24 protein-coding genes, 1 tRNA gene and 1 pseudogene are annotated in these 25596 nt (G+C 71.8%); 4 read left to right on the top strand and 22 right to left on the bottom strand.

The window, feature by feature from the left end; all coding sequences use genetic code 11:
• Positions 1 to 10: 10 nt before the first annotated feature.
• The 8 genes and pseudogenes from ACTHM3_RS07765 to ACTHM3_RS07800 form a co-directional block, all read right to left on the bottom strand.
• On the bottom strand, positions 11 to 1141 hold the full coding sequence (locus ACTHM3_RS07765; RefSeq protein WP_440405544.1) for a DNA polymerase III subunit delta': 1131 nt from the start codon (positions 1139 to 1141) through the stop codon (positions 11 to 13).
• A 9-nt stretch (positions 1142 to 1150) separates the two neighbouring features.
• The gene (tmk, locus tag ACTHM3_RS07770; RefSeq protein WP_440405545.1) at positions 1151 to 1840 is read right to left on the bottom strand and encodes a dTMP kinase; all 690 of its coding nucleotides are present in this window, start codon (positions 1838 to 1840) and stop codon (positions 1151 to 1153) included.
• A gap of 8 nt (positions 1841 to 1848) precedes the next feature.
• Positions 1849 to 4563 (bottom strand): annotated as a pseudogene (topA, locus tag ACTHM3_RS07775) (type I DNA topoisomerase); the annotation flags it as partial.
• Positions 4564 to 4646: 83 nt separating this feature from the next.
• Entirely contained in the window at positions 4647 to 5003 is a 357-nt protein-coding gene (locus ACTHM3_RS07780) for an Rv3654c family TadE-like protein (RefSeq protein ID WP_440405546.1), read from the bottom strand.
• Positions 5000 to 5341, bottom strand: a complete 342-nt coding sequence (locus tag ACTHM3_RS07785) for a TadE family type IV pilus minor pilin (protein ID WP_440405547.1) — start codon at positions 5339 to 5341, stop codon at positions 5000 to 5002. The genes ACTHM3_RS07780 and ACTHM3_RS07785 overlap by 4 nt, the downstream gene beginning before the upstream one ends.
• A complete protein-coding gene (locus ACTHM3_RS07790; protein WP_440405548.1) occupies positions 5319 to 5534 on the bottom strand; it encodes a DUF4244 domain-containing protein in 216 nt (71 codons plus the stop codon). The genes ACTHM3_RS07785 and ACTHM3_RS07790 overlap by 23 nt, the downstream gene beginning before the upstream one ends.
• A gap of 92 nt (positions 5535 to 5626) precedes the next feature.
• The gene (locus ACTHM3_RS07795) at positions 5627 to 6562 is read right to left on the bottom strand and encodes a type II secretion system F family protein (RefSeq protein ID WP_440405549.1); all 936 of its coding nucleotides are present in this window, start codon (positions 6560 to 6562) and stop codon (positions 5627 to 5629) included.
• Positions 6559 to 7533: a CpaF family protein gene (locus tag ACTHM3_RS07800; protein ID WP_440405550.1), complete on the bottom strand. Its 975-nt coding sequence runs from the start codon at positions 7531 to 7533 to the stop codon at positions 6559 to 6561. The genes ACTHM3_RS07795 and ACTHM3_RS07800 overlap by 4 nt, the downstream gene beginning before the upstream one ends.
• Positions 7534 to 8050: 517 nt before the next feature.
• Between ACTHM3_RS07800 and acs the strand changes: the two genes are divergently transcribed.
• Positions 8051 to 10018: an acetate--CoA ligase gene (acs, locus tag ACTHM3_RS07805; RefSeq protein WP_440405551.1), complete on the top strand. Its 1968-nt coding sequence runs from the start codon at positions 8051 to 8053 to the stop codon at positions 10016 to 10018.
• Positions 10019 to 10031: 13 nt separating this feature from the next.
• Here acs and ACTHM3_RS07810 read toward each other — a convergent pair whose 3' ends face one another.
• Both ACTHM3_RS07810 and ACTHM3_RS07815 read right to left on the bottom strand, forming a co-directional pair.
• The gene (locus tag ACTHM3_RS07810; protein ID WP_440405552.1) at positions 10032 to 10505 is read right to left on the bottom strand and encodes a RidA family protein; all 474 of its coding nucleotides are present in this window, start codon (positions 10503 to 10505) and stop codon (positions 10032 to 10034) included.
• The gene (locus tag ACTHM3_RS07815; RefSeq protein WP_440405553.1) at positions 10502 to 10660 is read right to left on the bottom strand and encodes a hypothetical protein; all 159 of its coding nucleotides are present in this window, start codon (positions 10658 to 10660) and stop codon (positions 10502 to 10504) included. Before ACTHM3_RS07815 ends, ACTHM3_RS07810 begins: the two co-directional genes overlap by 4 nt.
• A gap of 53 nt (positions 10661 to 10713) precedes the next feature.
• Here ACTHM3_RS07815 and ACTHM3_RS07820 point away from each other — a divergent pair, with 53 nt between their 5' ends.
• Both ACTHM3_RS07820 and ACTHM3_RS07825 read left to right on the top strand, forming a co-directional pair.
• Positions 10714 to 13371, top strand: a complete 2658-nt coding sequence (locus ACTHM3_RS07820; protein WP_440405554.1) for a transglycosylase domain-containing protein — start codon at positions 10714 to 10716, stop codon at positions 13369 to 13371.
• Positions 13371 to 14327 carry a metallophosphoesterase gene (locus tag ACTHM3_RS07825; protein WP_440405555.1) on the top strand — a complete coding sequence of 319 codons (957 nt, stop codon included), beginning with the start codon at positions 13371 to 13373 and terminating at the stop codon, positions 14325 to 14327. Before ACTHM3_RS07820 ends, ACTHM3_RS07825 begins: the two co-directional genes overlap by 1 nt.
• A 59-nt stretch (positions 14328 to 14386) precedes the next feature.
• On the opposite strand, the gene ACTHM3_RS07830 is transcribed toward ACTHM3_RS07825, so the two are convergent.
• The 5 genes from ACTHM3_RS07830 to ACTHM3_RS07850 form a co-directional block, all read right to left on the bottom strand.
• Positions 14387 to 14460 (bottom strand) — tRNA-Pro (locus ACTHM3_RS07830).
• A 57-nt stretch (positions 14461 to 14517) separates the two neighbouring features.
• Positions 14518 to 15801 carry an LCP family glycopolymer transferase gene (locus tag ACTHM3_RS07835; protein ID WP_440405556.1) on the bottom strand — a complete coding sequence of 428 codons (1284 nt, stop codon included), beginning with the start codon at positions 15799 to 15801 and terminating at the stop codon, positions 14518 to 14520.
• Positions 15802 to 15856: 55 nt separating this feature from the next.
• Positions 15857 to 16522, bottom strand: coding sequence for a thymidine kinase (locus ACTHM3_RS07840; protein WP_440405557.1), 666 nt, complete (start codon positions 16520 to 16522; stop codon positions 15857 to 15859).
• The gene (locus tag ACTHM3_RS07845; protein WP_440405558.1) at positions 16522 to 17199 is read right to left on the bottom strand and encodes a response regulator transcription factor; all 678 of its coding nucleotides are present in this window, start codon (positions 17197 to 17199) and stop codon (positions 16522 to 16524) included. The genes ACTHM3_RS07840 and ACTHM3_RS07845 overlap by 1 nt, the downstream gene beginning before the upstream one ends.
• Before the next feature lie 66 nt (positions 17200 to 17265).
• Positions 17266 to 18381, bottom strand: coding sequence for an Rv2578c family radical SAM protein (locus tag ACTHM3_RS07850; RefSeq protein ID WP_440405559.1), 1116 nt, complete (start codon positions 18379 to 18381; stop codon positions 17266 to 17268).
• Positions 18382 to 18503: 122 nt separating this feature from the next.
• Here ACTHM3_RS07850 and ACTHM3_RS07855 point away from each other — a divergent pair, with 122 nt between their 5' ends.
• Positions 18504 to 18854, top strand: coding sequence for a histone-like nucleoid-structuring protein Lsr2 (locus tag ACTHM3_RS07855; protein WP_440405560.1), 351 nt, complete (start codon positions 18504 to 18506; stop codon positions 18852 to 18854).
• A gap of 35 nt (positions 18855 to 18889) precedes the next feature.
• Here ACTHM3_RS07855 and mqo read toward each other — a convergent pair whose 3' ends face one another.
• The 7 genes from mqo to ACTHM3_RS07890 all read right to left on the bottom strand — a co-directional run bounded on the left by mqo (position 18890) and on the right by ACTHM3_RS07890 (position 25596).
• Positions 18890 to 20320 carry a malate dehydrogenase (quinone) gene (mqo, locus tag ACTHM3_RS07860; protein ID WP_440405571.1) on the bottom strand — a complete coding sequence of 477 codons (1431 nt, stop codon included), beginning with the start codon at positions 20318 to 20320 and terminating at the stop codon, positions 18890 to 18892.
• 105 nt (positions 20321 to 20425) lie between these two features.
• Entirely contained in the window at positions 20426 to 20863 is a 438-nt protein-coding gene (locus tag ACTHM3_RS07865) for a VanZ family protein (RefSeq protein WP_440405561.1), read from the bottom strand.
• Positions 20864 to 20888: 25 nt separating this feature from the next.
• Positions 20889 to 22253: a UDP-glucose dehydrogenase family protein gene (locus ACTHM3_RS07870; RefSeq protein ID WP_440405572.1), complete on the bottom strand. Its 1365-nt coding sequence runs from the start codon at positions 22251 to 22253 to the stop codon at positions 20889 to 20891.
• 80 nt (positions 22254 to 22333) lie between these two features.
• Positions 22334 to 23392: an aspartate-semialdehyde dehydrogenase gene (locus ACTHM3_RS07875; protein WP_440405562.1), complete on the bottom strand. Its 1059-nt coding sequence runs from the start codon at positions 23390 to 23392 to the stop codon at positions 22334 to 22336.
• 45 nt (positions 23393 to 23437) lie between these two features.
• Entirely contained in the window at positions 23438 to 24448 is a 1011-nt protein-coding gene (locus ACTHM3_RS07880; protein ID WP_440405563.1) for a LacI family DNA-binding transcriptional regulator, read from the bottom strand.
• Positions 24449 to 24451: 3 nt separating this feature from the next.
• Positions 24452 to 24688, bottom strand: coding sequence for a hypothetical protein (locus tag ACTHM3_RS07885; protein WP_440405564.1), 237 nt, complete (start codon positions 24686 to 24688; stop codon positions 24452 to 24454).
• 2 nt (positions 24689 to 24690) lie between these two features.
• Complete coding sequence (locus ACTHM3_RS07890; RefSeq protein ID WP_440405573.1) at positions 24691 to 25596, bottom strand: carbohydrate ABC transporter permease; 906 nt, start codon at positions 25594 to 25596, stop codon at positions 24691 to 24693.

Here is a 25596-nt window from a genome sequence, read left to right on the forward strand (position 1 = left end):
AACGAGTGCCCTACGGCCGCCGGACCGCGGCGACCAGGACCGCCTCGAGGGCCAGCGCCGGGGCCACGTTGCCGGCGATCCGTTCGCGCGCGGCGGCGATCGCATCGCGGGTGGCGAGCGTCTGCTCCGGCGCGGACGACCGGGCCGCCGCCTCCAGCTCGCCGTAGATCGCGAGGTTGACCGGCTCCGAGTCCACCCCGAGCTGGAGCAGCAGGATGTCGCGATAGAGCGAGAGCAGGTCGACGAGGATCCGGTCGAGCCCGTCGCGCAGGCTCCGGGTCGCGCGCCGCTTCTGGTCGTCCTCGAGCGCCTTCAGCTGGCCGCGGAGCGCCGGCGGCACCGTGCCGCCCGGATCGACGCCGAGGGACCGCAGGGTCGCCGCGCGCTCCTCCTCGTCGCGCTCCGTCGTGATCGCCTTCGCGTCGGCCCCGGCGACCTCGAGAAGCGCGGCCGCCGCGAGCACGGCGCCCGAGGCGCTGCGGACGCCGAGCGCGAGCTGCAGGGTCCGGGCGCGGCGGCGGCGGGCCTCCTCGCTCGTCGCGAGGCGATGCGCCATGCCGACGTGCGACTGCGATTCGCGCGCAGCGCGCTCCGCCTCGGGGCGGCTGACACCGTCGCGGCGTTCGATGAGACCGGCGACGTCGGCGACCGACGGCACGCGGAGCCGTACCGTGCGCACGCGGGATCGGATGGTCGGCAGCAGGTCGGCCTCGCTCGGCGCGCAGAGGATCCAGACCGTACGCGGCGGCGGCTCCTCGAGCGCCTTGAGCAGCACGTTGGAGGTGCGCTCGGTCATCCGGTCCGCATCCTCGATGACCATGACGCGGTAGCGGCCGACGCTCGGCGAGAAGGCGCTCGCGGCGACGAGCCGGCGCACCGGCTCGATGAGGATCTGGACGCCTTCGGTCGCGAGCACGCCGAGGTCGGGGTGGGTGCGTGCGAGCACCTGCCCGTCGGTCACCGGGTCGCCGCCCTCCCGCGAGAGCAGCGCCGCCGCGAAGGCGTACGCGAGGGTGGAGCGACCCGATCCCGGCGGACCGGTGATGAGCCAGGAGTGCGCGAGCGCGGCGTCGTCGGCCGTGGCGGCGCGCATGGTGGCGATGGCCTCGGCCTGGCCGGTCAGCTCATCCCACAGCGCCACGGGTCGAGGCTACCGACCGCCGCCGACGCGTTCGTGCTCGCGACCGCGCTCGGCGACCCGGGCGCGGATCGCGGCGGCGAGCTCGTCGACGGGGAGCGTCGCGTCGAGGACGAGGAAGCGCTCCGGCTGCGCGGCGGCGAGCCCGAGGTAGGCGTCCCGGACGCGCGCGTGGAACTCGGCGGTCTCCGCCTCGAGCCGGTCGTACCGCGTGCGGGCCGCGTCGAGGCGCGCACGGCCGATCGCCGGGTCGAGGTCCAGGAGCACCGTGAGGTCCGGCAGCAGCCCCTCGGCCGCCCAGAGCGAGAGGTCGCGGATCTCGGCGCCGTCGATCTCGCGGCCCGCGCCCTTGTAGGCGACCGACGAGTCCAGGTAGCGGTCCTGGATGACGACCTCGCCGCGCGCGAGCGCCGGGCGCACGAGCGTCGCGATGTGGTGCGCGCGGTCGGCGGCGTAGAGGAGGGCCTCGGCGCGGGGGGCGATGTGGCCGCGACGGTGCAAGACGATCTCGCGCAGCTCCGCGCCGAGGTCGGTGCCGCCGGGTTCGCGGGTGCGGACGACGGTGCGCCCCTGCCCGCTCAGCCACTCCTCGAGCAGCGCGGCCTGCGTCGACTTGCCCGAGCCGTCGCCGCCCTCGAAGGTGACGAACAGCCCGCGCGGTCGGTCGGTGCCGCGCTCGTCGGCACCGGGCTCCTGCGACATGCCGGCTACTTCTTCGCGGGAGCGCGTCGCGTGGTCGTGCGCTTCGCGCCCGACTTCGGCTTGGCCGGACCCTTGGCGCGCTTGTCGGCGAGCAGCTGGACGGCCCGGTCGAAGTCGACGGATTCCACGTCCTCGCCGCGCGGGATCGTCGCGTTGGTCTCCCCGTCGGTCACGTACGCGCCGAACCGGCCGTCGCGGATCCGGATGGGCTTGCCGCTCACCGGGTCGGCCTCGAACTCCTTGAGCGCGCTCGAGGCGCGGCGGGCGCCGTACTTCGGCTGCGCGAAGATCTCGAGCGCGGCGGGCAGCTCGATGTCGAAGATCTGCTGCTCCGACTCGAGCGACCGGCTGTCGGTGCCCTTCTTCAGATACGGGCCGAAGCGTCCGTTCTGCGCGGTGATCTCCTCGCCCGACTCCGGGTCGGACCCGACGACGCGCGGGAGGCTCAGGAGCTTCAGCGCGGTCTCGAGGTCGACGGCCGCCGGATCCATGGACTTGAAGAGGGAGGCCGTGCGCGGCTTGGGCGCGTCCTTCTTCGCCGCCTTCTTCTTCGGCTTCTTCACCTCGCCGGTGGCGGGGTCGACCTCGGGCTCGTCCTCCGGCGCCTCCGGCAGGAGCTCGGTCACGTAGGGGCCGTAGCGGCCGTCCTTCGCCACGATCTGCCGGCCGTTCTCGGGGTTCTCGCCGAGCACGCGATCGCCGACCTCCGGCGCCTCGATGAGCTCGCGGGCGCGGGCCTCGGTGAGCTCGTCGGGCGCCATGTCGTCGGGCACGTTCACGCGGCGCGGGGTGTCGGATCCCTCGACCGGCACCTCGAGGTACGGGCCGTAGCGGCCGATCCGCAGCGTGATGTCGTCGGCGATGCGCACCGAGTTGATGTCGCGCGCGTCGATCTCGCCCAGGTTCTCGACCACGTGCTGCAACCCGCGGTGCTTGTCGCCGCCGAAGTAGAACTCGGTGAGCCAGCCGACGCGCTCCGCCTCGCCGTCGGCGATGCGGTCGAGGTCGTCCTCCATGGAGGCGGTGAAGTCGTAGGCGACGAGGTCCGAGAAGTGGTCCTCCAGCAGCCGCACGACGCTGAACGCGATCCAGTTCGGAACGAGCGACTGGCCGCGCGGGGTGACGTAGCCGCGGTCCACGATCGTCGAGATGATGCTCGCGTAGGTCGAGGGCCGGCCGATGCCGAGCTCCTCGAGCGTCTTCACGAGGCTCGCCTCGGTGTAGCGCGGCGGCGGGCTCGTCTCGTGACCCTTCGCCTCGACCTCCTGGTCGTCGAGCTCCTGGCCCTCCGTCAGCGGCGGGAGGCTCGCGCCCTCGGTGTCGGCGCCGTCGGTGGTCGCCGCCTCCTCGCGCGTCTCGTCGGTGCCCTCCTGGTAGGCCGAGAGGAAGCCCCTGAACGTGATGACGGTGCCGGATGCCGTGAACTCGGCCGTCCCGGCGTCCGCCGTCGCACCCGCGATCGTCACGGTCGCGGTCGACCCGCGCGCGTCGGCCATCTGCGAGGCGACCGTCCGCTTCCAGATCAGGTCGTAGAGCTTGAAGTCGTTGCCGCGGAGCGTGCTCGCGAGCTCCGAGGGCGTCTTGAACACGTCGCCCGCGGGGCGGATCGCCTCGTGCGCCTCCTGCGCGTTCTTCGACTTGCCGGCGTACATGCGCGGCTTCTCCGGCACCGTCTCCGGACCGTAGAGCTTCGCGGCCTGGGTGCGCGCCGCGGTGATCGCCTGCTGCGACAGGTTCGGCGAGTCCGTTCGCATGTAGGTGATGTAGCCGTTCTCGTACAGCCCCTGCGCGACGCTCATGGTCTGCCGGGCCGAGAAGCGGAGCTTGCGGGCGGCCTCCTGCTGGAGGGTGGAGGTCGTGAACGGCGCGGCCGGACGGCGCGTGTAGGGCTTCGACTCGACGGAGGCGACGGTCCAGCGCGCGGTGTCGGCGCGGAGGGCATCGGCGAGACGGGTGGCCGACTCCTCGTCGAGCGCGACGGCGTCGCTTTTCATCGCGCCGCGGTCGTCGAAGTCGCGTCCGCTGGCGATGCGGCGGCCGTCGAGCCGGGCGAGGCGCGCCTCGAAGGCCTGCCCGCCGCCCTGCGCGGCGAGCCGCGCCGTCAGGTCCCAGTACGTCGCGGAGACGAAGGCGAGCCGCTCCCGCTCGCGGTCGACGACGAGGCGCGTCGCGGCCGACTGCACGCGCCCCGCGGAGAGCCCCGGGCCGACCTTGCGCCACAGCACCGGCGACACCTCGTAGCCGTAGATGCGGTCGAGCGCGCGGCGGGTCTCCTGGGCGTCGACGAGCGCCATGTCGATCTGGCGCGTGTTCTGCTCGGCGCGCTGGATCGCCTCCTTGGTGATCTCGTGGAACACCATGCGCTTGACCGGGACCTTGGGGTTCAGCACCTCGAGGAGGTGCCACGCGATGGCCTCGCCCTCGCGGTCCTCATCGGTTGCGAGGTAGAGCTCGTCGGCGCCCTTGAGGGCCTTCTTGAGCTCGGAGACCGTCCTCTTCTTCTCTTCGCTGACGACGTAATAGGGGACGAACCCGTTCTCCACGTCGATCGAGAACCGTCCCATGAGCCCCTTCTTGAGCTCCGCCGGGAGGTTCTTCGGCTCCACGAGATCGCGGATGTGCCCGACCGAGGCCTGCACCTCGTAGCCGTCGCCCAGGTACTGGGCGATCGTCTTGGCCTTCGCCGGGGACTCGACGATGACCAGCTTCTTGCTGTCGGTCACACTCCACCTTCCGTTCGAGGCACACCATACACATGGGTCAGTGGGAGGCGCTGACGGTGCCGAAGGCGTCACGGGCGGGCGGATCACCGCGGCGGCCCCGCCGTCGCACGCGCCGTGAGCGGCACACCGGCCACGCTCGCCGCCACCGCGACGGTGAGGACGAGCCCGTCCGCGGTGCACGAGAGGAGCTGCGCGCCGTCCGCCTCGGCCACCCGCCCCGCGGTCGGGCACGGGTCTCCCGCGACGGCGCCGGCCGCGGCATCGGCGGCGGCGAGTGCGGCCGCATCGGCGGCCGCGACGACCCGCTGCCGGACCGCGAGCCCGGCTCCCAGCGCGACGGCCGCGGTCGCGACGAGCGCGACGACGGCGAGGACGGCGATCGCGACGGCGGCGCCCGCTCCGGCATCGCGGCGGGCGTCCGCCCCGGCGGGCTGCCTCATCCGCTGCGGAGCGCGCAGCTCGTGGCGCCGACCGTGCCGAACGCCGCGGCCGGCCCGGCTCCCGTGACGCTCACGTGCACGCACACCAGCCCGTCACGCTCGCTGCTCGCCCAGGTCGCCCCCGGGAGCTGCGCGCCGAGGTGCGCTGCGACCGAGCCGCCCGCCTCGCCGCGGCCCAGGATGCGCGCCGCGTCGGCGGCGGCGTCCTGCGCGCGCAGCTGGAGGGCGGCGACGCCGACCCCGGCGAGCGCCGCGACGAGCACGAGCATGACGGCCGGCATGGCGACCGCGAACTCCGCCGCCGCGGCGCCCGCGTCAGCCCGCGACCGTGAGCGCACGGTGGACGAGGTCCGTGAGCATGCCCTGCACGGCACCGGACTTCAGGATCACGACGAGCAGTCCGGCGAAGCCGACCGCGGCCATGATCACGACGGCGTATTCGGCGGTGGCGGCGCCCGCGTCGGCCGGCAGGCGTCGCAGCCGAGCCGCGAGCGCGGCGCGTCGGGTGGGGAGGGAGAGGGATCGGGTCATGTGCTCCTGCCTTCGGTTCGGGCACGAACGGGTCCAGCATCGTCTGCGGTTCGCCCGAGCGCTCACGTCACGGCCGGTCCGGGGGATCGGATTCACAGGACGGCAGCGGTGGAGGAGAGCAGAGCGAGCAGGACCGGCGCGACGCCCAGCAGGACGAACGCGGGCAGGACGCACAGCCCGAGCGGGGCGAGGAGGCGCGTCTCGAGGCGGGCCGCGCGGGAGGCGGCATCGGCCCGGGCGATGCGCCGCAGCTCCTCCGCCTCGGCCCGCAGCAGCGCCGCGGCGGGCACGCCGGCCGCCCGGCTGAACGCCAGGACCTCGGCCCCCTGCTCGACGGCTCCGCGACGAGCGGCCTCGAGGTCGACATCGTCGAGCGCGGCATCGACCAGACCGGCCGCGCGGTCGACGCCCGCGCCACCCCGTAACGCGATCGCGAGCAGGTCGAGGCCGAGGCCGGGGGTCGGATCGAGCCGCGACGCCGCGCGAACCATCCTCCCGATCCATCGCACGCCGCACGCGATCAGCGCTCCGCCCGCGACCAGGCAGACCCACCCGGGCGGCGTCGTGAACAACGTGCCGAGCGCGTCGACCCCGATGAGGGCTGCGAGCCCGATGCCGACCAACGGGAGCAGCAGCACCACCCGCGCGGTCGCCACCGGTCCGGCTCGCGCGACCTCCACGTCGCGAGCGGTCTGGGCGAGCGCCCGGAGGGTCGCGGCCAGCTCTCGGAGGGCCGGCGAGAGCGGGGCGCCCGCCTCGGTCGCGACGCGCCAGGCGGCTGCGACCGAGCGCCACGCGATGCTCTCCTCCGCCGGCGCGCTGCTCGCCGCCGACACGAGGCGGGCGGCGAGCTCGTGGCCCACAGGCGCGCCGCTCGCGACCGCGGCCGCCACCCCACCGCTGCGGGCGACGTGCGTCCACGCGGACGGCGGCGCGATGCCCGCATCCAGCAGGACCGCGAGACGGTCGACCGTGGAGGCCGCGGCGGCGAGATCGACGCGCGGCGCCCTCCGCCAGGACGGCCTCACGTCACGACCACCGCGAGCCGCCCGCGGCGATCGACATCGAGCGCGCCTCTGGCCGTGATCCGACGGCCCCCGCCGCTCCTCTCGACGTGCAGCACCGCGTCGATCGCGCTCACCGCCTGCCGCGCCAGCACGTCGGCGCCGAGCCCGGCCAAGGCGCCGAGCGCCTCGAGCCGCGCCGGGACGTCGGCGAGCGAGTTGGCGTGCAACGTGCCGGCGCCGCCGTCGTGGCCGGTGTTGAGTGCTCCGAGCAGCTCGCGCAGCTCCGCGCCGCGCACCTCGCCCACCACCAGACGATCGGGCCGCATCCGGAGCGCCTCGCGCACGAGACGGTCGAGGCCGATCGCGCCCGCTCCGTCGAGGTTGGGCTGCCGGGCTTCGAGCGTCACCACGTGGGGATGCCGGATGCGCAGCTCCGCCACGTCCTCCGCGACGACGATGCGCTCGTGCGGCGGTGCGAGGGCGAGGAGCGCACCGAGCAGCGTGGTCTTGCCGCTGCCGCCGGCGCCAGTGATCAGGAGGTTGGCCCGGCGCCGGACCAGGAGGCGGACCCCGTCGAGCGGGACGTCGGCGAACATGCCGCCCTCCGCCAACTCCCGCGCGCTGAGCGGGCGGGTGCGCTGCAGTCGGATCGAGAGGGCGGCGCCGCCCGGCGACACCGGTGGCAGCACCGCGTGCACGCGCACCCCGTCGCCGAGACGCACGTCCATCGCCGGCGTCGCCTCGTCGATGTGGCGCCCGCCGTGCGACACGAGCCGCACGGCGAGCTCCCGCGCCTCATCCGGCGGCAGACGCATCCCCTCCACGACCACCGCGCCCGATCCGGCGTCAGCCCACACCGACCCGTCGGGGTTGACGAAGACGTCGGTGACCCCCGCGCCGCCGACGACCGCGGCGAGCACCCCGAACACCGAGACATCCCGCGACCCCTGGACCACGAGAGCATCCGCGGGAGCACGCGCGACGAAGACCATGACACGAGCGTGACGCGCGGCGGATGCCCGGAGGCCGGAGCACCCCCACGTGGGGACGACCCACGCGCCGCCCGAGATGGGGTGGACTCGTCAGAGCCCTCCCGCCGCAACGGGATCTCCCCCATCGGGTCCGCCCGCCGCCAGGACCGCCCGCCCCGCGGGCGCATCCCCTCGCGGCGGATTCCGCCGCACGGCGCCCGGAACAGCCCGGTTAAAAGGAGAGGGGCGGCGCCCATTGGGGGGTTGGGCGCCGCCACAGCAGCGCGTGATTGGGGGGAATCGTTGCGCTGCAAGACCGAGATTTGCGCTCGGATTCCCACACTGTACTCCGAAAGGAGGACACCGCAACGGGGGCCGCGCGGTGATTTTCCGCAGGATTCCCTCAAGATCTGCGCAACATGGCGTCACCCCCGGACGGGGGCCGCGCGGAGCCGGCTCTAGGATCGGTCTCGTCCACCGCCCACCGCCGCGCGAACCCCAGGCACGAACGCGGATCGACCCAGAGAGACGTCCGTCCATGTCATCGATCGACAACCTCCTCCACGAGTCCCGCCGGTTCGCGCCGACGCCCGAATTCGTCGCGAACGCGGTCGCCGGGCCGGAGCTCTACGACCAGGCCGCCCGCGATCGCCTCGGCTTCTGGGCCGAGCAGGCGCGCCGACTCCACTGGCACGATCCCTTCACCGAGACGCTCGACTGGAACGATCCCCCGTTCGCGCGCTGGTTCGGCGACGGCCGGCTCAACGTCGCCTACAACTGTCTCGACCGGCACGTGGAGGCCGGCCTCGGCGACCGCGTCGCCTACTACTTCGAGGGGGAGCCCGGTGACACGCGCACGATCACCTACGCGGAGCTGACAGCCGAGGTGAAGCGCGCCGCCAACGCCCTCGCGAACCTGGGCGTGGTGAAGGGCGACCGGGTCGCGATCTACCTGCCCCATATCCCGGAGGCCGTCGTCGCGATGCTCGCGTGCGCCCGCATCGGGGCGATCCATTCGGTCGTGTTCGGCGGGTTCAGCCCGGATTCGCTGCGCTCCCGGATCGACGACGCGCAGGCGAAGGTCGTGATCACCGCCGACGGCGGCTACCGCAAGGGGAAGGTCTTCCCTCTGAAGCCGACGGTCGACCAGGCGGTCGAGGGCGCCGAGAGCGTCGAGCACGTGCTCGTCGTCCGCCGCGGGGGCAACGAGGTCGTCTGGACCGAGGGCCGCGACCTGTGGTGGGAGGAGGAGGTGGCCAAAGCGGACGCGGAGCATGTCGCCGAGGCGTTCGAGGCGGAGCACCCGCTCTTCATCCTCTACACGTCGGGCACGACCGGGAAGCCGAAGGGCATCGTCCACTCGAGCGGCGGCTACCTCACCGGAGTCGGCTACACCCACCGCAACGTGTTCGACCTCCACCCGGAGACCGACGTGTACTGGTGCACCGCCGATGTCGGCTGGATCACCGGTCACAGCTACGTCGTCTATGGGCCGCTGGCGAACGCGGCGACCGGCGTGATATACGAGGGGACCCCCGACACCCCGCACCCGGGCCGGTGGTGGGAGCTCGTGCAGAAATACGGCGTCTCCCTCTTCTACTCGGCGCCGACGGCGATCCGTTCGTTCATGAAGGGCGGACGACAGGTCCCGGACTCGTTCGACCTCTCCTCGCTGCGCGTGCTCGGCAGCGTCGGCGAGCCCATCAACCCCGAGGCGTGGATCTGGTACCGCGACGTGATCGGCGGCGGCCGCACCCCCATCGTCGACACGTGGTGGCAGACCGAGACCGGCGCGATCATGGTCAGCCCGCTGCCCGGGGTCACCGCGACGAAGCCCGGCAGCGCCCAGGTACCGCTGCCCGGCGTCTCGATCGCCGTCGTCGACGACGAGGGCCGGCCGGTGCCGGACGGTCAGGGCGGACTGCTGGTCGTCACCGAGCCCTGGCCCTCGATGGCACGCGGCATCTGGGGCGACCGCGAGCGGTTCGTCGAGACCTACTGGGCGAAGTTCGCCGAGCAGGGCTACTACTTCGCCGGCGACGGCGCGCGCAAGGACGAGGACGGCGACCTGTGGCTCCTCGGCCGGGTCGACGACGTCATGAACGTCTCGGGGCACCGGCTGTCCACCGCCGAGATCGAGTCGGCCCTCGTCTCGCACCCGATCGTCGCCGAGGCGGCGGTGGTCGGCGCGACCGACGAGACCACCGGTCAGGCGGTCGTGGCGTTCACGATCCTGCGCACGGAGCACGCCGGCGACCAGACCCCCGAGGAAGCTGCGGGTCTGCTCCGCGCGCACGTGGCATCCTCGATCGGCGCGATCGCCCGCCCGCGTCAGGTGTTCGTCGTCGCAGAGCTGCCCAAGACCCGGTCCGGCAAGATCATGCGGCGTCTGCTGCGCGACGTCGCCGAGGGGCGCGCGATCGGCGACACGACCACGCTCTCGGACGCGGACGTGATGCGGACGATCTCCGACACCCTGCAGGCGGCGCCGAAGACGGAGGACTGAGGCGACGCGGGCGCTACGCGAACTCGAGCGTGAGCTCCACCTCGACCGGCGAGTCGAGCGGGAGCACCGCGACGCCGACGGCGCTGCGCGCGTGGCGCCCGGCGTCGCCGAACACCTGCCCGAGCAGCTCGCTCGCACCGTTCGCGACGCCCGGCTGGCCGGTGAACGACGGGTCGGAGGCCACGAAGACGCCGACCTTCACGACCCGCGTGACCCGATCGAGCGAGCCGATGGCCGACTCCGCGGCGGCGAGCGCGTTGAGCGCCGCGATGCGCGCGAAGGCGGCCGCCTCATCCGGGTCGACGCCCGCGCCGACCTTGCCGGTCTCGGGCAGCACGCCCTCGACGAAGGGCAGGGCGCCGGCGGTGAAGACCAGGTTGCCGGAGACGGTGGCCGGGATGTAGGCCCCGGCGGGCGGAGCCACCGGCGGGAGCGCGAGCCCCAGTCCGGCCAACGTCTCCGCCACAGGGGTACGGTCGACGGTCACGCGTCCTCCTTGGGTCGCTTCAGGTAGGCGACGAGGCCGCCCTCGGGTCCGGTCACGACCTGCACGAGCTCCCACCCCTGCGCGCCCCAGTTGTTCAGGATCGCCGTCGTGTTGTGGATGATGAGCGGGGTCGTCATGTACTCCCACTGGGGCATTCGCAAGGTGTCCGTTCAGCTAGCCGGGAAAGGGCATGGCGTACCCTCACCCTATGCCTGCCCCCAAATCCTCGGCCAGCAGTCTGCTCACCGCCGGCCTCGGGATCGTCGGTTTCAGCGCGCTCGCCGGGCTGCTCGCCGCGGTCATGGTGGCGCCCGCGGTCGCCGTGGGCGGCATCACCACGAACAACACGGTGGGCATCTTCGACTCCCTGCCGGACTACATCACGCTGAGCCAGCAGCGGGAGGCGAATGAGATCGTCGCCACCAACCCCGACGGCACCCCGTTCCACATCGCGACGGTCTTCGATCAGAATCGCCAATCGGTTGCGCTCGACCAGATGAGCGACTACCTGAAGGAGGCCGCCGTCGCCGGTGAGGATCGGCGCTACTACCAGCACGGCGGCATCGACATCCCGTCGGTGGCGCGCGCGGCGATCGGCGGCGGCCAGGCCGGCGGCGCCTCGACGATCACGATGCAGCTGGTCCGCAACATCCGCTTCCAGGAGGCGTCGGCGCTGCCGCAGAACACGCCCGAGCTGAAGAAGCAGCGCGAGGCGGCGATCAAAGCGGCCGTCTACCCCGACCTCGGTCGCAAGGTCCAGGAGATGAAGCTCGCGATCGGCCTGGAGAAGAAGTACTCCAAACAGGACATCCTGGCCGCCTACCTCAACATCGTCGGGATGGGCGGCAACACCTACGGCGTGGAGGCGGCCGCGCAGCAGTACTACAGCACCTCCTCCGCGAACCTCTCCATCGCCCAGGCCGCGAGCCTCATCGCGATCGTGCAGAATCCGTCGACGCGCGGGCTCTTCACCGACAAGAACTACGACGCGAACAAGCAGCGTCGCGACGTGATCCTCGGCTTCATGAAGTCCGAGCACTACATCACGCAGGACCAGTACTCCCAGGCCGTCAACACCCCCGTCGCGAGCTACATCAAGCTGTCGACGCCCAAGCAGGGCTGCTACAACGCGACCCCCGGCTTCCAGTTCGTCTGCCAGATGGTGATCGACAAGGTCAACAACGGCCAGATGACGATGCTCGGCGGCAACGAGACGCAGCAGAAGGCGGCGTGGGCCCGCGGCGGCTACACGGTCACGACCTCGATCTCGCCGAACATCCAGAACGAGGCGAACGCGACGCTCGCCAAGTACGCTCCGGCGGACCTGACGTCCTTCGCGCTGGGCGGGGCCGCCACGACCGTTCAGGTCGGCACCGGGCGCATCCTCGTGATGGCGCAGAACAAGCCCTTCGACAACACCTATCACCCGGAGGACAACGGCCTCGATCAGCTGACGCAATCGAAGCGGCCGTATACCGCGATCAACTTCAACATCGATAAGGCGACCTACCCCGACAGCGGCTCCGGCGGGTATCAGCCGGGGTCGTCGTACAAGCCGTACACCCTGCTGAGCTTCCTCGCGGCAGGCCACGGGGTGAATGAGGTCTTCAACGCGAGCGTCCGGAACTTCAACCAGTCCCAGTTCCGCGACTCCTGTCCGGATGCTCAGGGCGGCTGGGTCGGGTCCTACAGCAACGTCAAGAACGACGAGAACGAGCAGGGCCCTCGCACGGTCGTGAACGGTACCGCCGGATCGATCAACACGGTGTTCCTGCAGATGGCGACCAAGGTCGACCAGTGCGACACCGAGAAGATCGCGGAGTCGCTCGGGGTCCACAACGCCACCACCTGGGACGGCAAGACTCCGGGCCTCGACAAGGGATCGACCACGCTCGCAACCCGGCCGACCTGCGTCCTCGGCGGGTGCGAGAACAACCTGACTCCGCTGATGCAGGCGGCCGCCTACGCGGCGATCGCGAATCAGGGCGTGTTCTGCAAGCCGATCCTGATCGACCAGGTCACCCAGACGGAGTCCGGCGAGAAGCTCGGCGGTGAGAACGCCCAGTGCGGGCAGGACCCGCTCATCAGCCCGGACGTCGCGAACACCGCCGCCTACGCCATGGCTGCCGTCTTCGTCGGCGGGGGGACCGCGAGGTACGCCAACCCCAACGACGGCAGCACCTACATCGGTAAGACCGGTACCACGAACGACTCGATCCACACCTGGACGGTCGGCTCCTCCACGAAGGCGTCGACGGCCCTATGGGTCGGCAACATCGTGGGCACGCAGCAGCTGCGCAAGATCTCCGTGCCGACGGGCGCTGGCCGGATTCAGGCGGCCAACCTCCGTAACAACATCTTCAAGGCCATCGCCCAGGAGGTGGATGCCGCCCCGGGCCTCGCGGGAGGCAAGTTCCCCGCGCCGGCGAAGGAACTGCTGGACGGCGCCAAGACGACGGTGCCCAGCGGGCTCGTGGGCGGCTCCGTCGCCGCGGCGCAGGCGGCGCTCAACGCGGCCGGACTCACGTATCAGGACGGTGGCCAGGTCGATTCCGATCTGCCGGCCGGCACGGTCGCGAGCCTCAGCCCCGGCGAGGGCGCGCAGGTCGTCCAGGGCGCGGTCGTATCCGTCACCACGAGCAACGGCCTCGCGAAGCCCGTGCCCGACGTGACGGGTCAGGACGAGAAGACGGCGAAATCGATGCTGCAGGCCGCCGGGTTCTCGAACGTCACCACCGCCTGTACACCGTGGTCGGGGCCGACGGATCCGGACGCCGGCAAGGTGGTCTCCCAGAGTCCCGACGGCAACAGCTCCGCCAACCCGGCGAACGCGGTGACCATCACCGTCAAGCAACAGCACTGCTGATGGGCGGCGCCGTCCGCACCACGGGCGTCGCCCTCGGCGCGGCCGCCGCCGCCGGCGCGGCGGCCCTCGCCTGGGGCGTGTTCGTCGAGCGCACCCGTTGGACGGTCCGCCGCGAGGTGGTCCCGGTGCTGCCGCCCGGCAGCCGCAGCATCACCGTGCTGCACCTCAGCGACCTGCACATGGCGCCGTGGCAGGAGGGCAAGCAGGAGTTCGTCCGCTCCCTCGCCCGGTACGAGCCGGACCTCGTCGTCGACACCGGCGACGACCTCGGGCACGAGGACGGGATCCGGGGGATCGAGGCGGCGTACGCGCCGTTCCGCGGCGTCCCCGGGGTCTTCGCCCACGGCTCCAACGACTACGTCGGGCCGCTGTTCAAGAACCCGCTGGCCTATCTGAGCCGCGCGTCGAAGGTTCCGGGCAAGCGCGGCGCCCGCCTCGACACCGCACGCCTCGACCGCTTCCTCGGCGGCGAGCTCGGGTGGCTCGACCTCGGCAACCGTGCGCGCGCGATCGAGATCCGGGGCACGAGGATCGAGCTCTTCGGCACCGGCGACGCCCACCACGGGCGCGACGACCTCGGCGCGATGCGCCGCGAGCTCGGGACCCTCCGCCGGGAGGTGACCTGGTCGGAGGACACCGGCGACGAGGTCGTGCGCGTCGGCGTGACGCACGCGCCGTACCGCCGGATCCTCGACGCCCTCGTCGACGAGGGTGCCGGCATCGTGTTCGCCGGCCACACCCACGGCGGCCAGGTCCGCGTGCCCGGCATGGCCGCGCTGACCGCCAACTGCGACCTTCCGCGCGACCAGGCCAGCGGCCTGAGCCAGTGGATGCACGACGACCGGATCGCGTACCTCGAGGTGTCGGCCGGGCTCGGCACGTCGATCTACGCGCCGGTGCGGTTCGCGTGCCCGCCGGAGGCGATCGTGCTGACGCTGGTGCCGCGCAGCAGCTGACCGGACCGTCCGCCGCAGACAGCAGAAGGGCCGCCCGAGGGCGGCCCTTCTGCGTTGAGTCGGGGTAACAGGATTTGAACCTGCGGCCTCGTCGTCCCGAACGACGCGCGCTACCAAACTGCGCCATACCCCGTTGTCGCGAACGGCAACCTGTCAAGGATAGCCGATCGCCGCCTCACCGGATGCCGCCTCAGCCGACCGGCCGCGCGTTCCCCTTGGAGCAGGTCTGCTGCGCGGCGGTCTGCCCGGAGACGGTGTTCGGCAGCGCCACGCTCGCCGGTCCGGTGGCGTTCGGGTCCGGACTCGCCGTTCCGCTCGGCGGCGTCGTGGCCGTCGGGGCGGGGCTCGGCGACGAACCCGGCGCGAGCACGGCTCCGCGCCCGGTGGTGCCGGTGAGCTGCAGCCGCTCATCCTTCTGCAGCGCGTTGTTCACGAGCTGCGCGCTCGAGTAGGTGGGCACCACGCGGTTGGGGTTGCTCGGCGCCGTCGAGACCGGGTACTGGATCATGACGATGTTGCTGGTCGGCACGCTCTTCAGCGCCAGGGCGATCGCGACCATCGTGTCGAGGTGGCTGAGCGAATCCGAGAGCGTCATGTTGCTCGCGGCAGCCTTCGCGATCTCGTAGAGCTTGATCGGATCCTTGAGGATCCCCTCCGACGTGATCTTGCGGGTGAGCGCCGAGAGGAACACCTGCTGGTTGCTGATGCGGCCGAGGTCGCTGCCGTCGCCGACGCCGTGGCGGGTGCGGACGAAGGCGAGCGCCGTGTTGCCGGAGATCGTGGTCTCGCCGGCGGGGAGCTTCAGGCCGCTCGCCGGGTCGTTGATGGGACTCGCCACGCACACGGTGACGCCGCCGACCACGTTCGACAGCGTCGCGACGCCGTCGAAGCTGATCTCGGCCGCGTAGGGGATCGTGACGCCGGTGAGGTTCTCGATGGTGAGAACGGTGCAGGCGAGACCGCCGCGCGAGAGCGTCGTGTTCAGCATCGCGTTGCTGACCGATCCGTAGGTGCCTCCGTTCGGGGCCGGGCAGCGCGGGATCGTGATCAGCAGGTCGCGCGGGAAGCTCACGACGGTGACCGACTGATGGTCCTCGGCGATGTGCATGAGGATCGTGACGTCGTTGTTGCCGGCGCCGGAGCTGTCGCGAGTGGAGTCTCCCGGCCCGTTCTGGCCGGTCCGCGTGTCGGTGCCGACGAGCAGCAGGTTGACGCCGCCCTTGATCGCGTCGACGCTCGGGGGCGCCGTCGCGCCGTTCAGGTGCGACAGGGTGACACCCGGCTTCGTGACGTCGGCCGCCACCTGATACACGGCCACGCCCGCGACGGACGCGGTCGCGACGAGCACGACGGCGAGGACGCTCGCGACGAGGCCGACGATCCGGCCGGCGGCTCCCCCGTGCGCGAGCCGCCCGTGACGCGCGATGGGGCGGGACGCGCGTGCACGCGCCAGGTCGCGTCGGAGATCTGTCACCGTGACATCCTCGCCGACGGTGCTTGACAGCGGGCTGCGAACGCGGTCCGGCGTGTCAGCTGAAGTCGGCGTCCGGGCCGGACCCGTAGCTGAAGTCGAGGCGGGGCCGCCATCCGCGGTTGAAGGTGCCCCCCGACTCCTCGAGATAGCACTGGCCGCAGAGCGATTCGTAGACGACTTCTCCCTGCTCGATCGCGACCTGGTCGCCGTCGAACACGAAGCGGCCGTCGATCTTGCGCGCGTTGAACAGCGCCTTGCGGCCGCAGCGGCAGATCGTCTTGAGCTCCTCGAGCGAGTGGGCGATCTCGAGCAGGCGGCGGCTGCCCGGGAACGCGACCGTCTGGAAGTCGGTGCGGATCCCGTAGGCGAGCACCGGCACGTCCTCCTCGATCGCGACGCGCAGCAGGTCGTCGATCTGCTCCTCGCTGAGGAACTGCGCCTCGTCGACGAGCAGGCAGCTGACGTCGGCGCCGGTCGCGGCGATCACACGGGAGCGCTCGCGCATGAAGACCTCGGCGACCAGGTCGTCGGGGCCGATGGTGAAGTCCACCGGGCGGCTGACACCGAGTCGGGACACGATCTCCGCGTCGCCCTTCGAGTCGATCGCCGGCTTCGCGAGCAGCACCTGCTGCCCGCGCTCCTCGTAGTTGTAGGCGGCCTGGAGCAGCGCGGTGCTCTTGCCGCTGTTCATCGCGCCGTAGCGGAAGTAGAGCTTCGACACTAGGAGTGCAGTCCGTCCTCGACGGCGCGGCGGGCGAGCTCCGCCTTCTTGCTCGCCGGTCGCCCCGCGCGCGCGTACTTCTCGCGCACCCGCCGCAGGTAGGTCTTCGCGGTCTCGAACTGCACACCCATGCGCGCCCCGACCTCGCCGGTGCTGAGGCCCGACACGTACAGCAGGAGGGCCTCGCGCTCGGCGGGGCTCAGCTTCGGCCGGGTCAGGATGGCGTGGGGAGAGCGCTGGTGGACCATGCCGTCCGCGCGATCGACGCCCGTCACCTCACGAGCGATCCCCATGACCTCGCGCATCGAGAGGGCTTTGGAGACGAACTCCTCCGCGCCCGCGGCGAGAGCCCGGTCCCGCGCCTCGGGCGTCTCGACCCCGGACAACACGATCACCTTCGCCCCCGCGGCGCGGCAGGTGCGGACCCGCGCCTCGATCGACACCGGCTCGCGCAGTTGGAAGTCGAGCAGCACCAGGTCGGTCGGGAACCCGGGGTCGTGCACGAGCGAGAGCCAGCTGGTGGCGAGGACCGCGACCTCGAACTCGGGGGCGTGGGCCTGGATCCACGACCCGAGGCTGTCGAGCAGGACCTCGTGATCGTCGAGGATCGCCACGCGCACCCGTGGCGCGTGGGCACGAGCGGAGCCGTCGAGCTCCGCCTCCGTCGCGGTGGGCATGCCGACGAGTGTACGGGGTACACGGGGCGCGCCCCGGGCGACGGGACCGCGTCGCCCGGGGCGCCGTCAGAACAGCGTCGGCTGCACGGCGGCGGCGACGGCGGGTGGCAGCTCGGCCGCGATGAGAGCGCTCGCCGGCATCTCGTGACCCGTGCGCAGCACGCCGTCGCGGTCGAACCGCGGCCCGCCGGACGGGATCGGCGTGCCGGTCGACGGATCCATCCGCGGCTCGCGCTCCAGCCCGTGCTTGCGCAGCAGCGGGCGCATCCGCGCCGCGAGCCAGGTGCGGTACTCCTTCGGCGCGTAGGCGCTGCGGCCGTACATCTCGCGATAGCGCGGGAGCAGCTCGGGGTGCGCGTCCCCCAACCACGCGAAGTACCACTCGCGGGCACCCGGCCGCAGGTGCAGCGCGGAGTACGCCACCTGGGTGGCGCCCGCCTCCGCGATCATGCCGAGCAGCTCGTCGAGGTGGGCGATCGAGTCGGTCAGGTACGGCAGCACCGGCATGACGAGCACCGAGACGTCGAAGCCGAGGTCGGCGGCGGCCCGCACGGTGGCGAGGCGCGCCTCCGCGGTCGGGGCGCCGGACTCGACGCTCGACCGCAGGTCCGCGTCCACCGTGTCGATGGTCATCGCGAGTTGCACGGGCACCCGCGCGGCCGCTTCGGCGAGCAGCGGCAGGTCGCGGCGGAGCAGCGTTCCCTTGGTGAGCACGCTGAAGGGCGTGCCGGATGCGGCGAGCGCCGCGATGATGCCCGGCATCAGCCGATAGCGGCCCTCGGCCCGCTGATAGGGATCGGTGTTGGTGCCGAGGGCGACGTGCGGATGCTGCCAGCTCGGCCGCGCGAGCTCCTTCTGCAGGACCTCCACCACATTGACCTTGACGACGATCTGGGAGTCGAAGTCGCGACCCGCGTCGAAATCCAGATAGGTGTGGGTGTTGCGCGCGAAGCAGAAGCTGCAGGCGTGGCTGCAGCCCCGATACGGGTTGATGGTCCACCCGAAGGGCAGCGCCGACGACGACCCCGGCACGTGGTTCAGCGCGCTCTTGGCGAGGACCTCGTGGAAGGTGATCCCCGCGAACTCGGGCGTCGTCACCGTGCGCACGAGGGAGCTCCTCGCGCGCATCCCCGGCAGCGCGTCGTGGTCGACGACGTCGAGCTCCTGCCCCGTCCACCGCATGCCGACATTCGAACATGTGTTCGATTCCGCGTCAAGTCGGATAATCAGGATTTCTCTTTCGGGTTATCACGCCGATATCCTTTCCGTCGTCCCCTTTTTCGGAATATCGATCGGAGTTCGAAATGGCACAGAAAGTCGTCGTGCAGTTGGTGGACGACCTGGACGGCACCCCGATCGAGGACGGCGCTGGCAGCACCGTCTCCTTCGCCGTCGACGGGACGAACTACGAGATCGACCTCTCGGACGACCACGCCTCGGAGTTCCGCGACGTGCTCGCGCCCTACCTCAAGGCGGGGCGCCGGGTCGCCGGCGGGACCCGGCGCAGCGCGTCGCGCGGCACCTCGTCGAGCGGATCCGCCGCCGCGAGCGAGGCCGCCGCGATGCGCGAATGGGCGAACGCCCAGGGCATGAAGGTCTCACAGCGCGGCCGCGTGGGTTCTGACGTCGTCGAGGCCTACCGCGCCTCGCACTGAGCGAGCACGGCGCGGCCCAGCAGAACCCGACCCGATCAGGCCGGGATCCCGAGCTCCTTCGCCGTCGCCTTCATGACCTTGGCGGCCGTCGCCTTGTTCGACGACAGCTGCGTGCCGAAGCTCGGGATGAGGCGCTTGAGCTCCGGCTCCCAGTCCCCGATCCGACCCGGGAAGCACCTGGCGAGCACGTCGAGCATGATCGGGACCGCCGTCGACGCCCCCGGAGAGGCGCCGAGAAGACCCGCGATGCTGCCGTCGGCGCCGGCGACCACCTCGGTGCCGAACTGGATGACGGCCTTGCCGTCGGCTCCGCGCTTCATGACCTGCACGCGCTGACCCGCGGTGATGAGCCGCCAGTCGCGGCCGTCGGCATTCGGGAAGAACTCGCGCAGCGACGCGACCTTGTGCGCGCGCGAGGCGAGCACCTCCTTGACGAGGTACTGCACGAGGTCGAGATTCTTGAGCCCCGCGCCGATGAAGGTGCCGAGGTTGTGCGGGCGGAGTGCCGCGAACAGGTCGAGCAGCGACCCCTGCTTGAGGTACTTGGTCGAGAATCCGGCGTACGGGCCGAACAGGAGGCTCGGCGTGCCGTCGACGATGCGGGTGTCGAGGTGCGGGACGGACATCGGGGGCGCGCCGACGGAGGCCTTGCCGTAGACCTTCGCCTGGTGCTTCGCGACGATGGCCGGGTCGTCGGTGCGGAAGAACTGCCCGCTGATCGGGAACCCGCCGTAGCCCCGGATCTCCTTGATGCCCGAGCGCTGCAGCAGGTTGAGCGCGCCGCCGCCGGCGCCCACGAACACGAAGCGCGCGTCGAGGTCGAAGGGCGCGCTGCCCACTTCGCGCGTGCCGTGCAGGTGCCAGATGCCGTCGCGGGTGCGCTTGAGGCCCGTGACACGGTGCCCGAGCCGCAGCTCGGCGCCCTTCGCGGTGAGGCCGTCGATCAGGAGCCGGGTCAGGGCGCCGAAGTCGATGTCGGTGCCGACCTTCATGTAGGTGGCCGCGATGGGTTCGCTCTTGGCGCGGCCGGGGATGAGCAGCGGCGCCCACTGTCGGATCTGCCGCGCATCCTCGCTGTACTCCATCCCCGCGAAGAGCGGGTGATCCTTGAGCGCCTCGAAGCGCTTGCGGAGGTACTCGACGTTCGTCTCGCCCCACACGAAGGTCATGTGCGGCACGGTGTTGATGAACCGCTGGGGCTGCGGGAGGGTCCCCTCCTCGACGAGCGTGGACCAGAACTGGCGGCTCACCTGGAACTGCTCGTTCACCTTGACCGCGTTGGTGATGTCGATGGTGCCGTCCGGGCGCTCCGGCGTGTAGTTGAGCTCGCAGAGCGCGGAGTGCCCGGTGCCCGCGTTGTTCCAGGGGTTGGAGCTCTCCTGCGCGATGTCGCCGAGCCGCTCGAGGATGACGATCTTCCAGCTGGGCTCGAGGCGGTTCAGCAGCGATCCGAGCGTGGCGCTCATGATGCCGCCGCCGATCAGGACGACGTCGACGGGTTCAGACACGTAGGAATTCTAGGCTTCGCCGGGCCGGGCGACCGGCCGCGGGGCCCTCTCCCCGGTCGAAGATCAGGGGTTCTTCACCTCGCGGCGTGAGCGGATGGAGGCGGTCCGCCGCGAAATGAGCCAGACCACCAGCACGCCGATCGCCGCTCCGAGAGAGTTGGCCAGCACGTCGCCGAGGGACGCGAATCGATCCGGCAGGAAGAGCCCCTGTCCGATCTCGATGGCGGCCGATCCCGCGATGCAGATGAGAAGCGCGATCCAGCGGCGACCGCGGCGCAGCAGGCCGGCGAGGAGAAGACCGAACGGCACGAACAGGGCCACGTTCGCGGCGAACTCGATCCGGTCGTACGTGACGAGCGTGATCCCGTGGGCGTCGAGCCACCGGATCACGGCGAACAACTGGCCGTCGGCGGGGCGATCGACGGGCGTCGGCCAGTACGCGATGAGAGCCAGCGCCACGAGGTACGCGAGGAGCGCGATCCAGATGAGCCGGCGGGACACGCCCGCCAGCTTGGCAGGTCCTGTCTCAGGGGCGGCCGAGCCCGCGGTACGTCCACCCCGCGGCGCGCCACACGGCCGCATCCAACACGTTCCGCCCGTCGATGATCGTGCGGCCGCGCGCGATCGACGCGACCCGTGCGGGGTCGAGCTCGCGGTACTCGCGCCACTCGGTCACCAGCAGGACGACGTCGGCGTCGCGTAGCGCCCGGTCGGTCGACGCCGCGTACTTCAGCTGCGGGTGGATGCGCCGCGCGTTCTCGGTCGCCTGGGGGTCGGTCGCGGTGATCTTCACCCCGAGCCCCCTCAGGCGGACCGCGACGTCGAGGGCGGGCGAGTCGCGGATGTCGTCGGACTCCGGCTTGAAGGCCAGCCCCAGCACCGCGACGCGCTTCTTGTGCGGCTCGCCGCCGAGCGCCTCGAGCACGAGGTCCACGACCCGGTCGCGGCGGCGCAGGTTGATCGCGTCGACCTCCTTGAGGAAGGCGACCGACTCGCCGCGTCCGAGTTCCTCCGCGCGGGCGGTGAACGCGCGGATGTCCTTGGGCAGACAGCCGCCGCCGAACCCGACGCCCGCGTTGAGGAACCGCCGGCCGATGCGCGCGTCGAAGCCGATCGCGTCGGCGAGCTGCGTGACGTCGGCGCCCGCGACCTCCGCGATCTCGGCCATCGCGTTGATGAACGAGATCTTGGTCGCGAGGAACGCGTTGGCGGACACCTTGACCAGCTCCGCGGTCGCGTAGTCGGTCACGACGAGCGGGGTGCCCTGCACGAGCGCGGTCGCGTAGACGTCGTCGAGGAGCCCCTTCGCACGCGCCGCGGGGGTGTCGCGCGCGAGTCGGCCGCGATCGTCGACGCCCGGGCTGCGCAGCTCGTCGAGCCCCTCCCCCGGGAGCCCGTAGACGAGCCGATCGGGCGAGATCGTGTCCGTCACCGCGTAGCCCTCGCGCAGGAACTCGGGATTCCAGGCGAGCTCCGCACCCGTCGCGCGCACCCGCTCCGCCAACCCGGCCGCGGTGCCGACCGGGACGGTCGATTTGCCCACGACGAGGTCGCCGGGGGCCAGGTGCGGCAGCAGCGCATCGACCGCGGCGTGCACGAAGCGCAGGTCGGCGGCGGTGCGACCGGGGAGCTGGGGCGTGCCGACCGCGACGAAGTGGATCGCGGATCCCGCCGCGGCGGCCGCCTCGGTCGAGAACCGCAGGCGCCCGCTCGCGAGCCCGGACTCAAGGAGCTCGGGCAGTCCCGGCTCGTAGAACGGCGCCCGCCCGTCCCGCAGCGCCGCGACTTTGGCCTCGTCGACATCGATGCCGACCACGTCGTGGCCGAGCTCGGCCATCGCCGCGGCGTGCACCGCGCCGAGGTATCCGCACCCCACAACCGAGATCTTGATGCCACCGTTCTAGGCGCGGAGGCCTGGGTCGCGGTGACGGCGACCTCTCGGGGAGGTTGCGGGCCGAGGAACAGTCTCCGTCAGGCGACGGCGGAGAGGCGGGCCGCGACGATCTCGGCGATCTGCACCGCGTTCAGCGCGGCGCCCTTGCGGAGGTTGTCGTTCGAGACGAAGAGCGCGAGCCCCCGCCCCTCCGGCACGCCCTCGTCGCGACGGATCCGTCCCACGAGGCTCGGGTCGATGCCCGCGGCGTGGAGCGGGGTCGGCACCTCGTCGAGGCGGACGCCGGCCGCGTCGGCGAGGATCTCGCGCGCCCGCGCCGGGCTGAGCGGCCGCTCGAACTCGGCGTTGATGCTGAGCGAGTGACCGGTGAAGACCGGCACGCGCACGCAGGTGCCGCTCACCGGCAGCTCCGGGATCTCGAGGATCTTGCGGCTCTCGTTGCGGAGCTTCTGCTCCTCGACCGTCTCGTTCTCGCCGTCGTCGACGAGGTCGCCGGCGAACGGCACGACGTTGAAGGCGATGGTCTCGGGGAACGCGTGGTGCTCGGGGAACTCGACAGCGGATCCGTCCTGGACCAAACGGATCGGGTCCTGCGCGACCGCGGCGGTCGCCTGCTCGGCGAGCTCCGCGCCGCCGACGAGGCCCGCGCCGGACACGGCCTGGTAGGTGCTGACGATGAGGCGAGCGAGGCCGGCCTCCTCGTGCAGCGGCTTCAGGACGGGCATCGCGGCCATCGTGGTGCAGTTGGGGTTGGCGATGATGCCCTTCCGCGCCTCGTCGAGCGCGTGCGGGTTCACCTCGCTCACGACGAGCGGCACGTCGGGGTCCATGCGCCAGGCGCTCGAGTTGTCGATGACGAGCACGCCGGCCTCGGCGAACCGCGGCGCCTGGATCCGGCTCATCGTCGCACCGGCGGAGAAGATCGCGACGTCGAGCCCGGACGGGTCGGCCGTCGACGCGTCCTCGACCACGACGTCCTCGCCGCGGAACGGCAGCGTGCTGCCGGCGCTCCGGGCGCTGGCGAAGAAGCGCATCTCGCTGATCGGGAAGTCCCGCTCCTCGAGGAGGCGGCGCACGACGGCGCCGACCTGACCGGTGGCGCCGACGACGCCGAGGCGGACTCCTGCTGAGGTCATGGGGGAATCGTACCGGCGGAGCCCCGGGCAGGCAGGCCACCGGTCTCAGCGCCGCGGCGGCGCCGTCGAGTGACGCACGACGAACTCGAACCGGGCCGGATCGAAGCCGTCCTCCGCGGGGGCTCCCTCGATCTCGTCGAGCAGGCGCCGGGCGGCGAGCTCACCCTGCTCGGCGGGGTACTGGGCGACCGTCGTGAGGCCGTAGTGCTCGCCGTCCTCGTGCCCGTCGATGCCGACGATCGACACGTCGTCGGGCACCCGGATCCCGGCGCGGCTCAGCCAGGTGAGGGCGCCGAACGCCATCTCGTCGGAGGTCGCGAAGAGCGCCGTGGGGGCGTCGCGCGGGTCGGCGAACAGTCGCCGGGCCGCCTCGTCGCCGCCGCCGAACGCGTAGCCGCCGTCGACGATCCAGTCCTCCCGCACCGCGAGGCCCGCATCGGTCATCGCGTGGCGGAATCCGCTCAGCCGGTTCGACGGCACGGCGGCGTTCAGGCCCATGGCGTCGCTGCCGCCGATCTGCGCGATGCGGGTGTGGCCGAGATCGATGAGGTGCGCAGTCGCGAGGTACGCGGCCTGGTGGTCGTCGATGCCGATGTGCCGCACGCCCGCCGCGGGACCCCCGACCGCGATGGCGGGGAACTCCGTCTGGGCGAGCTCGGCGCTCTCCTCCTCGGTGAAGGTGAGGGCAAGCACCAGGAGCCCGTCGACCCGCCGCCGGAGAATCGATCGGTGGAAGGCGCGCTCGCGCTCCGCGTGCCCGCCGCCGAGGTTGTAGAGCAGGAGGTCGTAGCCGCGCCGGCGCAGCTCGCCGTCCGCCCCCTCGAGGACCCGCGTGTAGAACCAGCGCCCGAAGACCGGGACGAGCGCCCCGATCGCGAGGTTGCGGCCGGTCGCGAGGCCCGACGCGGCCGCCGAGGGGATGTAGCCGAGCTCGTCGGCGGCCGCGCGCACGAGCGCGAGCGTCTCCTCCGCCACGGTCGGCAGGCCGCGGAGCGCGCGGGAGACCGTCGCCTTGGACAGCCCCGTGCGCTCCGCGATCTCGCCGATGCCGGGCACGAACTAATCCTGGCGGGTCGCGCCCGTCTCCCGCACCGCCGCGTGCCGTCGACGCCGCCGCACGATCAGCACCGCGAGCAGCGCGACCGAGGCGGCGAGGAACAGGGCCCAGGTCAGCGCCGGTTGCCCGGTGAGCTCGAGCACGACGGTGATGACGAACAGGATGCCCGCGATGCCGGCGGCGAAGCCGATCATGAGGTCGGAGTTGTACCCGGCCTCCGGCGGTGCCTTGAGCGCCATGGCTACCCCTTCACCCCGCCGGCGGTGAGGCCGGAGACGATCCGCCGCTGGAAGACCAGCACCAGGATCACGAGCGGCACGGTCACGATCGTGCCGGCCGCCATGACCGTCGTGTACGGCTCGACGTGCGGCTGGCTGCCCGTGAATCCGGCGATCGCGACCGTGACCGGCTGCGTCGCGTCGCTGGAGAGCACGCTCGAGATGAGGTACTCGTTCCAGCTGGCGATGAAGGCGAGGATCGCGGTCGTGAAGACGGCCGGCGCCGCGAGCGGCATGATCACCCGACGGAAGGCCTGGATGCGCGTGCAGCCGTCGATGCGGGCCGCCTCCTCGAGATCCCACGGCATCTCGCGGAGGAACGACGTGAGCGTGTACACCGTGAGCGGCAGCACGAACGAGATCTGCGGGATGATCAGCGCCTGGTACGTGCCGTTCCAGCCGATGTTCGTGAACAGCTGGAACAGCGGCGACAGCAGCGCGACGCCCGGGAACATCGACGCCGCAAGGATGAGCCCCGCCACGATCCCCTTGCCCCGGAACTCCAATCGGGCGAGCGCGTACGCCGCCGAGAGCCCCACGAGCAGCGCGATGACCGTGGTGACCGCGCCGATGAAGACGCTGTTGAGGATCGCCTGCCCGAGGTGGTTGCCGAGCCGGGTCGAGAGCGCGGTCGCGAAGTTGTCGAGCGTGACGTGCGTGGGCCAGAACGCCGTGTCGTAGGTGTAGTCGACCTGCCGGAAGGCGGTGACGATCATCCAGTAGAACGGCGCGAGGCACCAGAGGACGATGACGAGCGCCTGGATGCCGGTGCGGATGCTCCGGCCCCAGTGCCGCTTGTAGCGAACCTCGGCGCGCGCCTCCTCGTGGGCGCGCTCGCGGCCGCGGGCCGCCGCGGTGGTCGCCGGGAT

The sequence above is a fragment of the Pseudolysinimonas sp. genome, assembly GCF_051954455.1.
Classification (GTDB): Bacteria; Actinomycetota; Actinomycetes; order Actinomycetales; family Microbacteriaceae; genus Pseudolysinimonas.

Coding starts and splice junctions, on each gene's coding strand:
- tmk (WP_440405545.1), bottom strand. CDS start 1,840: ATGTCGCAGGAGCCCGGTGCCGACGAGCGCGGCACCGACCGACCGCGC.
- ACTHM3_RS07780 (WP_440405546.1), bottom strand. CDS start 5,003: ATGAGGCAGCCCGCCGGGGCGGACGCCCGCCGCGATGCCGGAGCGGGC.
- ACTHM3_RS07790 (WP_440405548.1), bottom strand. CDS start 5,534: ATGACCCGATCCCTCTCCCTCCCCACCCGACGCGCCGCGCTCGCGGCT.
- ACTHM3_RS07800 (WP_440405550.1), bottom strand. CDS start 7,533: ATGGTCTTCGTCGCGCGTGCTCCCGCGGATGCTCTCGTGGTCCAGGGG.
- acs (WP_440405551.1), top strand. CDS start 8,051: ATGTCATCGATCGACAACCTCCTCCACGAGTCCCGCCGGTTCGCGCCG.
- ACTHM3_RS07815 (WP_440405553.1), bottom strand. CDS start 10,660: ATGCCCCAGTGGGAGTACATGACGACCCCGCTCATCATCCACAACACG.
- ACTHM3_RS07820 (WP_440405554.1), top strand. CDS start 10,714: ATGCCTGCCCCCAAATCCTCGGCCAGCAGTCTGCTCACCGCCGGCCTC.
- ACTHM3_RS07825 (WP_440405555.1), top strand. CDS start 13,371: ATGGGCGGCGCCGTCCGCACCACGGGCGTCGCCCTCGGCGCGGCCGCC.
- ACTHM3_RS07845 (WP_440405558.1), bottom strand. CDS start 17,199: ATGCCCACCGCGACGGAGGCGGAGCTCGACGGCTCCGCTCGTGCCCAC.
- ACTHM3_RS07850 (WP_440405559.1), bottom strand. CDS start 18,381: ATGCGGTGGACGGGGCAGGAGCTCGACGTCGTCGACCACGACGCGCTG.
- ACTHM3_RS07855 (WP_440405560.1), top strand. CDS start 18,504: ATGGCACAGAAAGTCGTCGTGCAGTTGGTGGACGACCTGGACGGCACC.
- mqo (WP_440405571.1), bottom strand. CDS start 20,320: ATGAGCGCCACGCTCGGATCGCTGCTGAACCGCCTCGAGCCCAGCTGG.
- ACTHM3_RS07875 (WP_440405562.1), bottom strand. CDS start 23,392: ATGACCTCAGCAGGAGTCCGCCTCGGCGTCGTCGGCGCCACCGGTCAG.
- ACTHM3_RS07885 (WP_440405564.1), bottom strand. CDS start 24,688: ATGGCGCTCAAGGCACCGCCGGAGGCCGGGTACAACTCCGACCTCATG.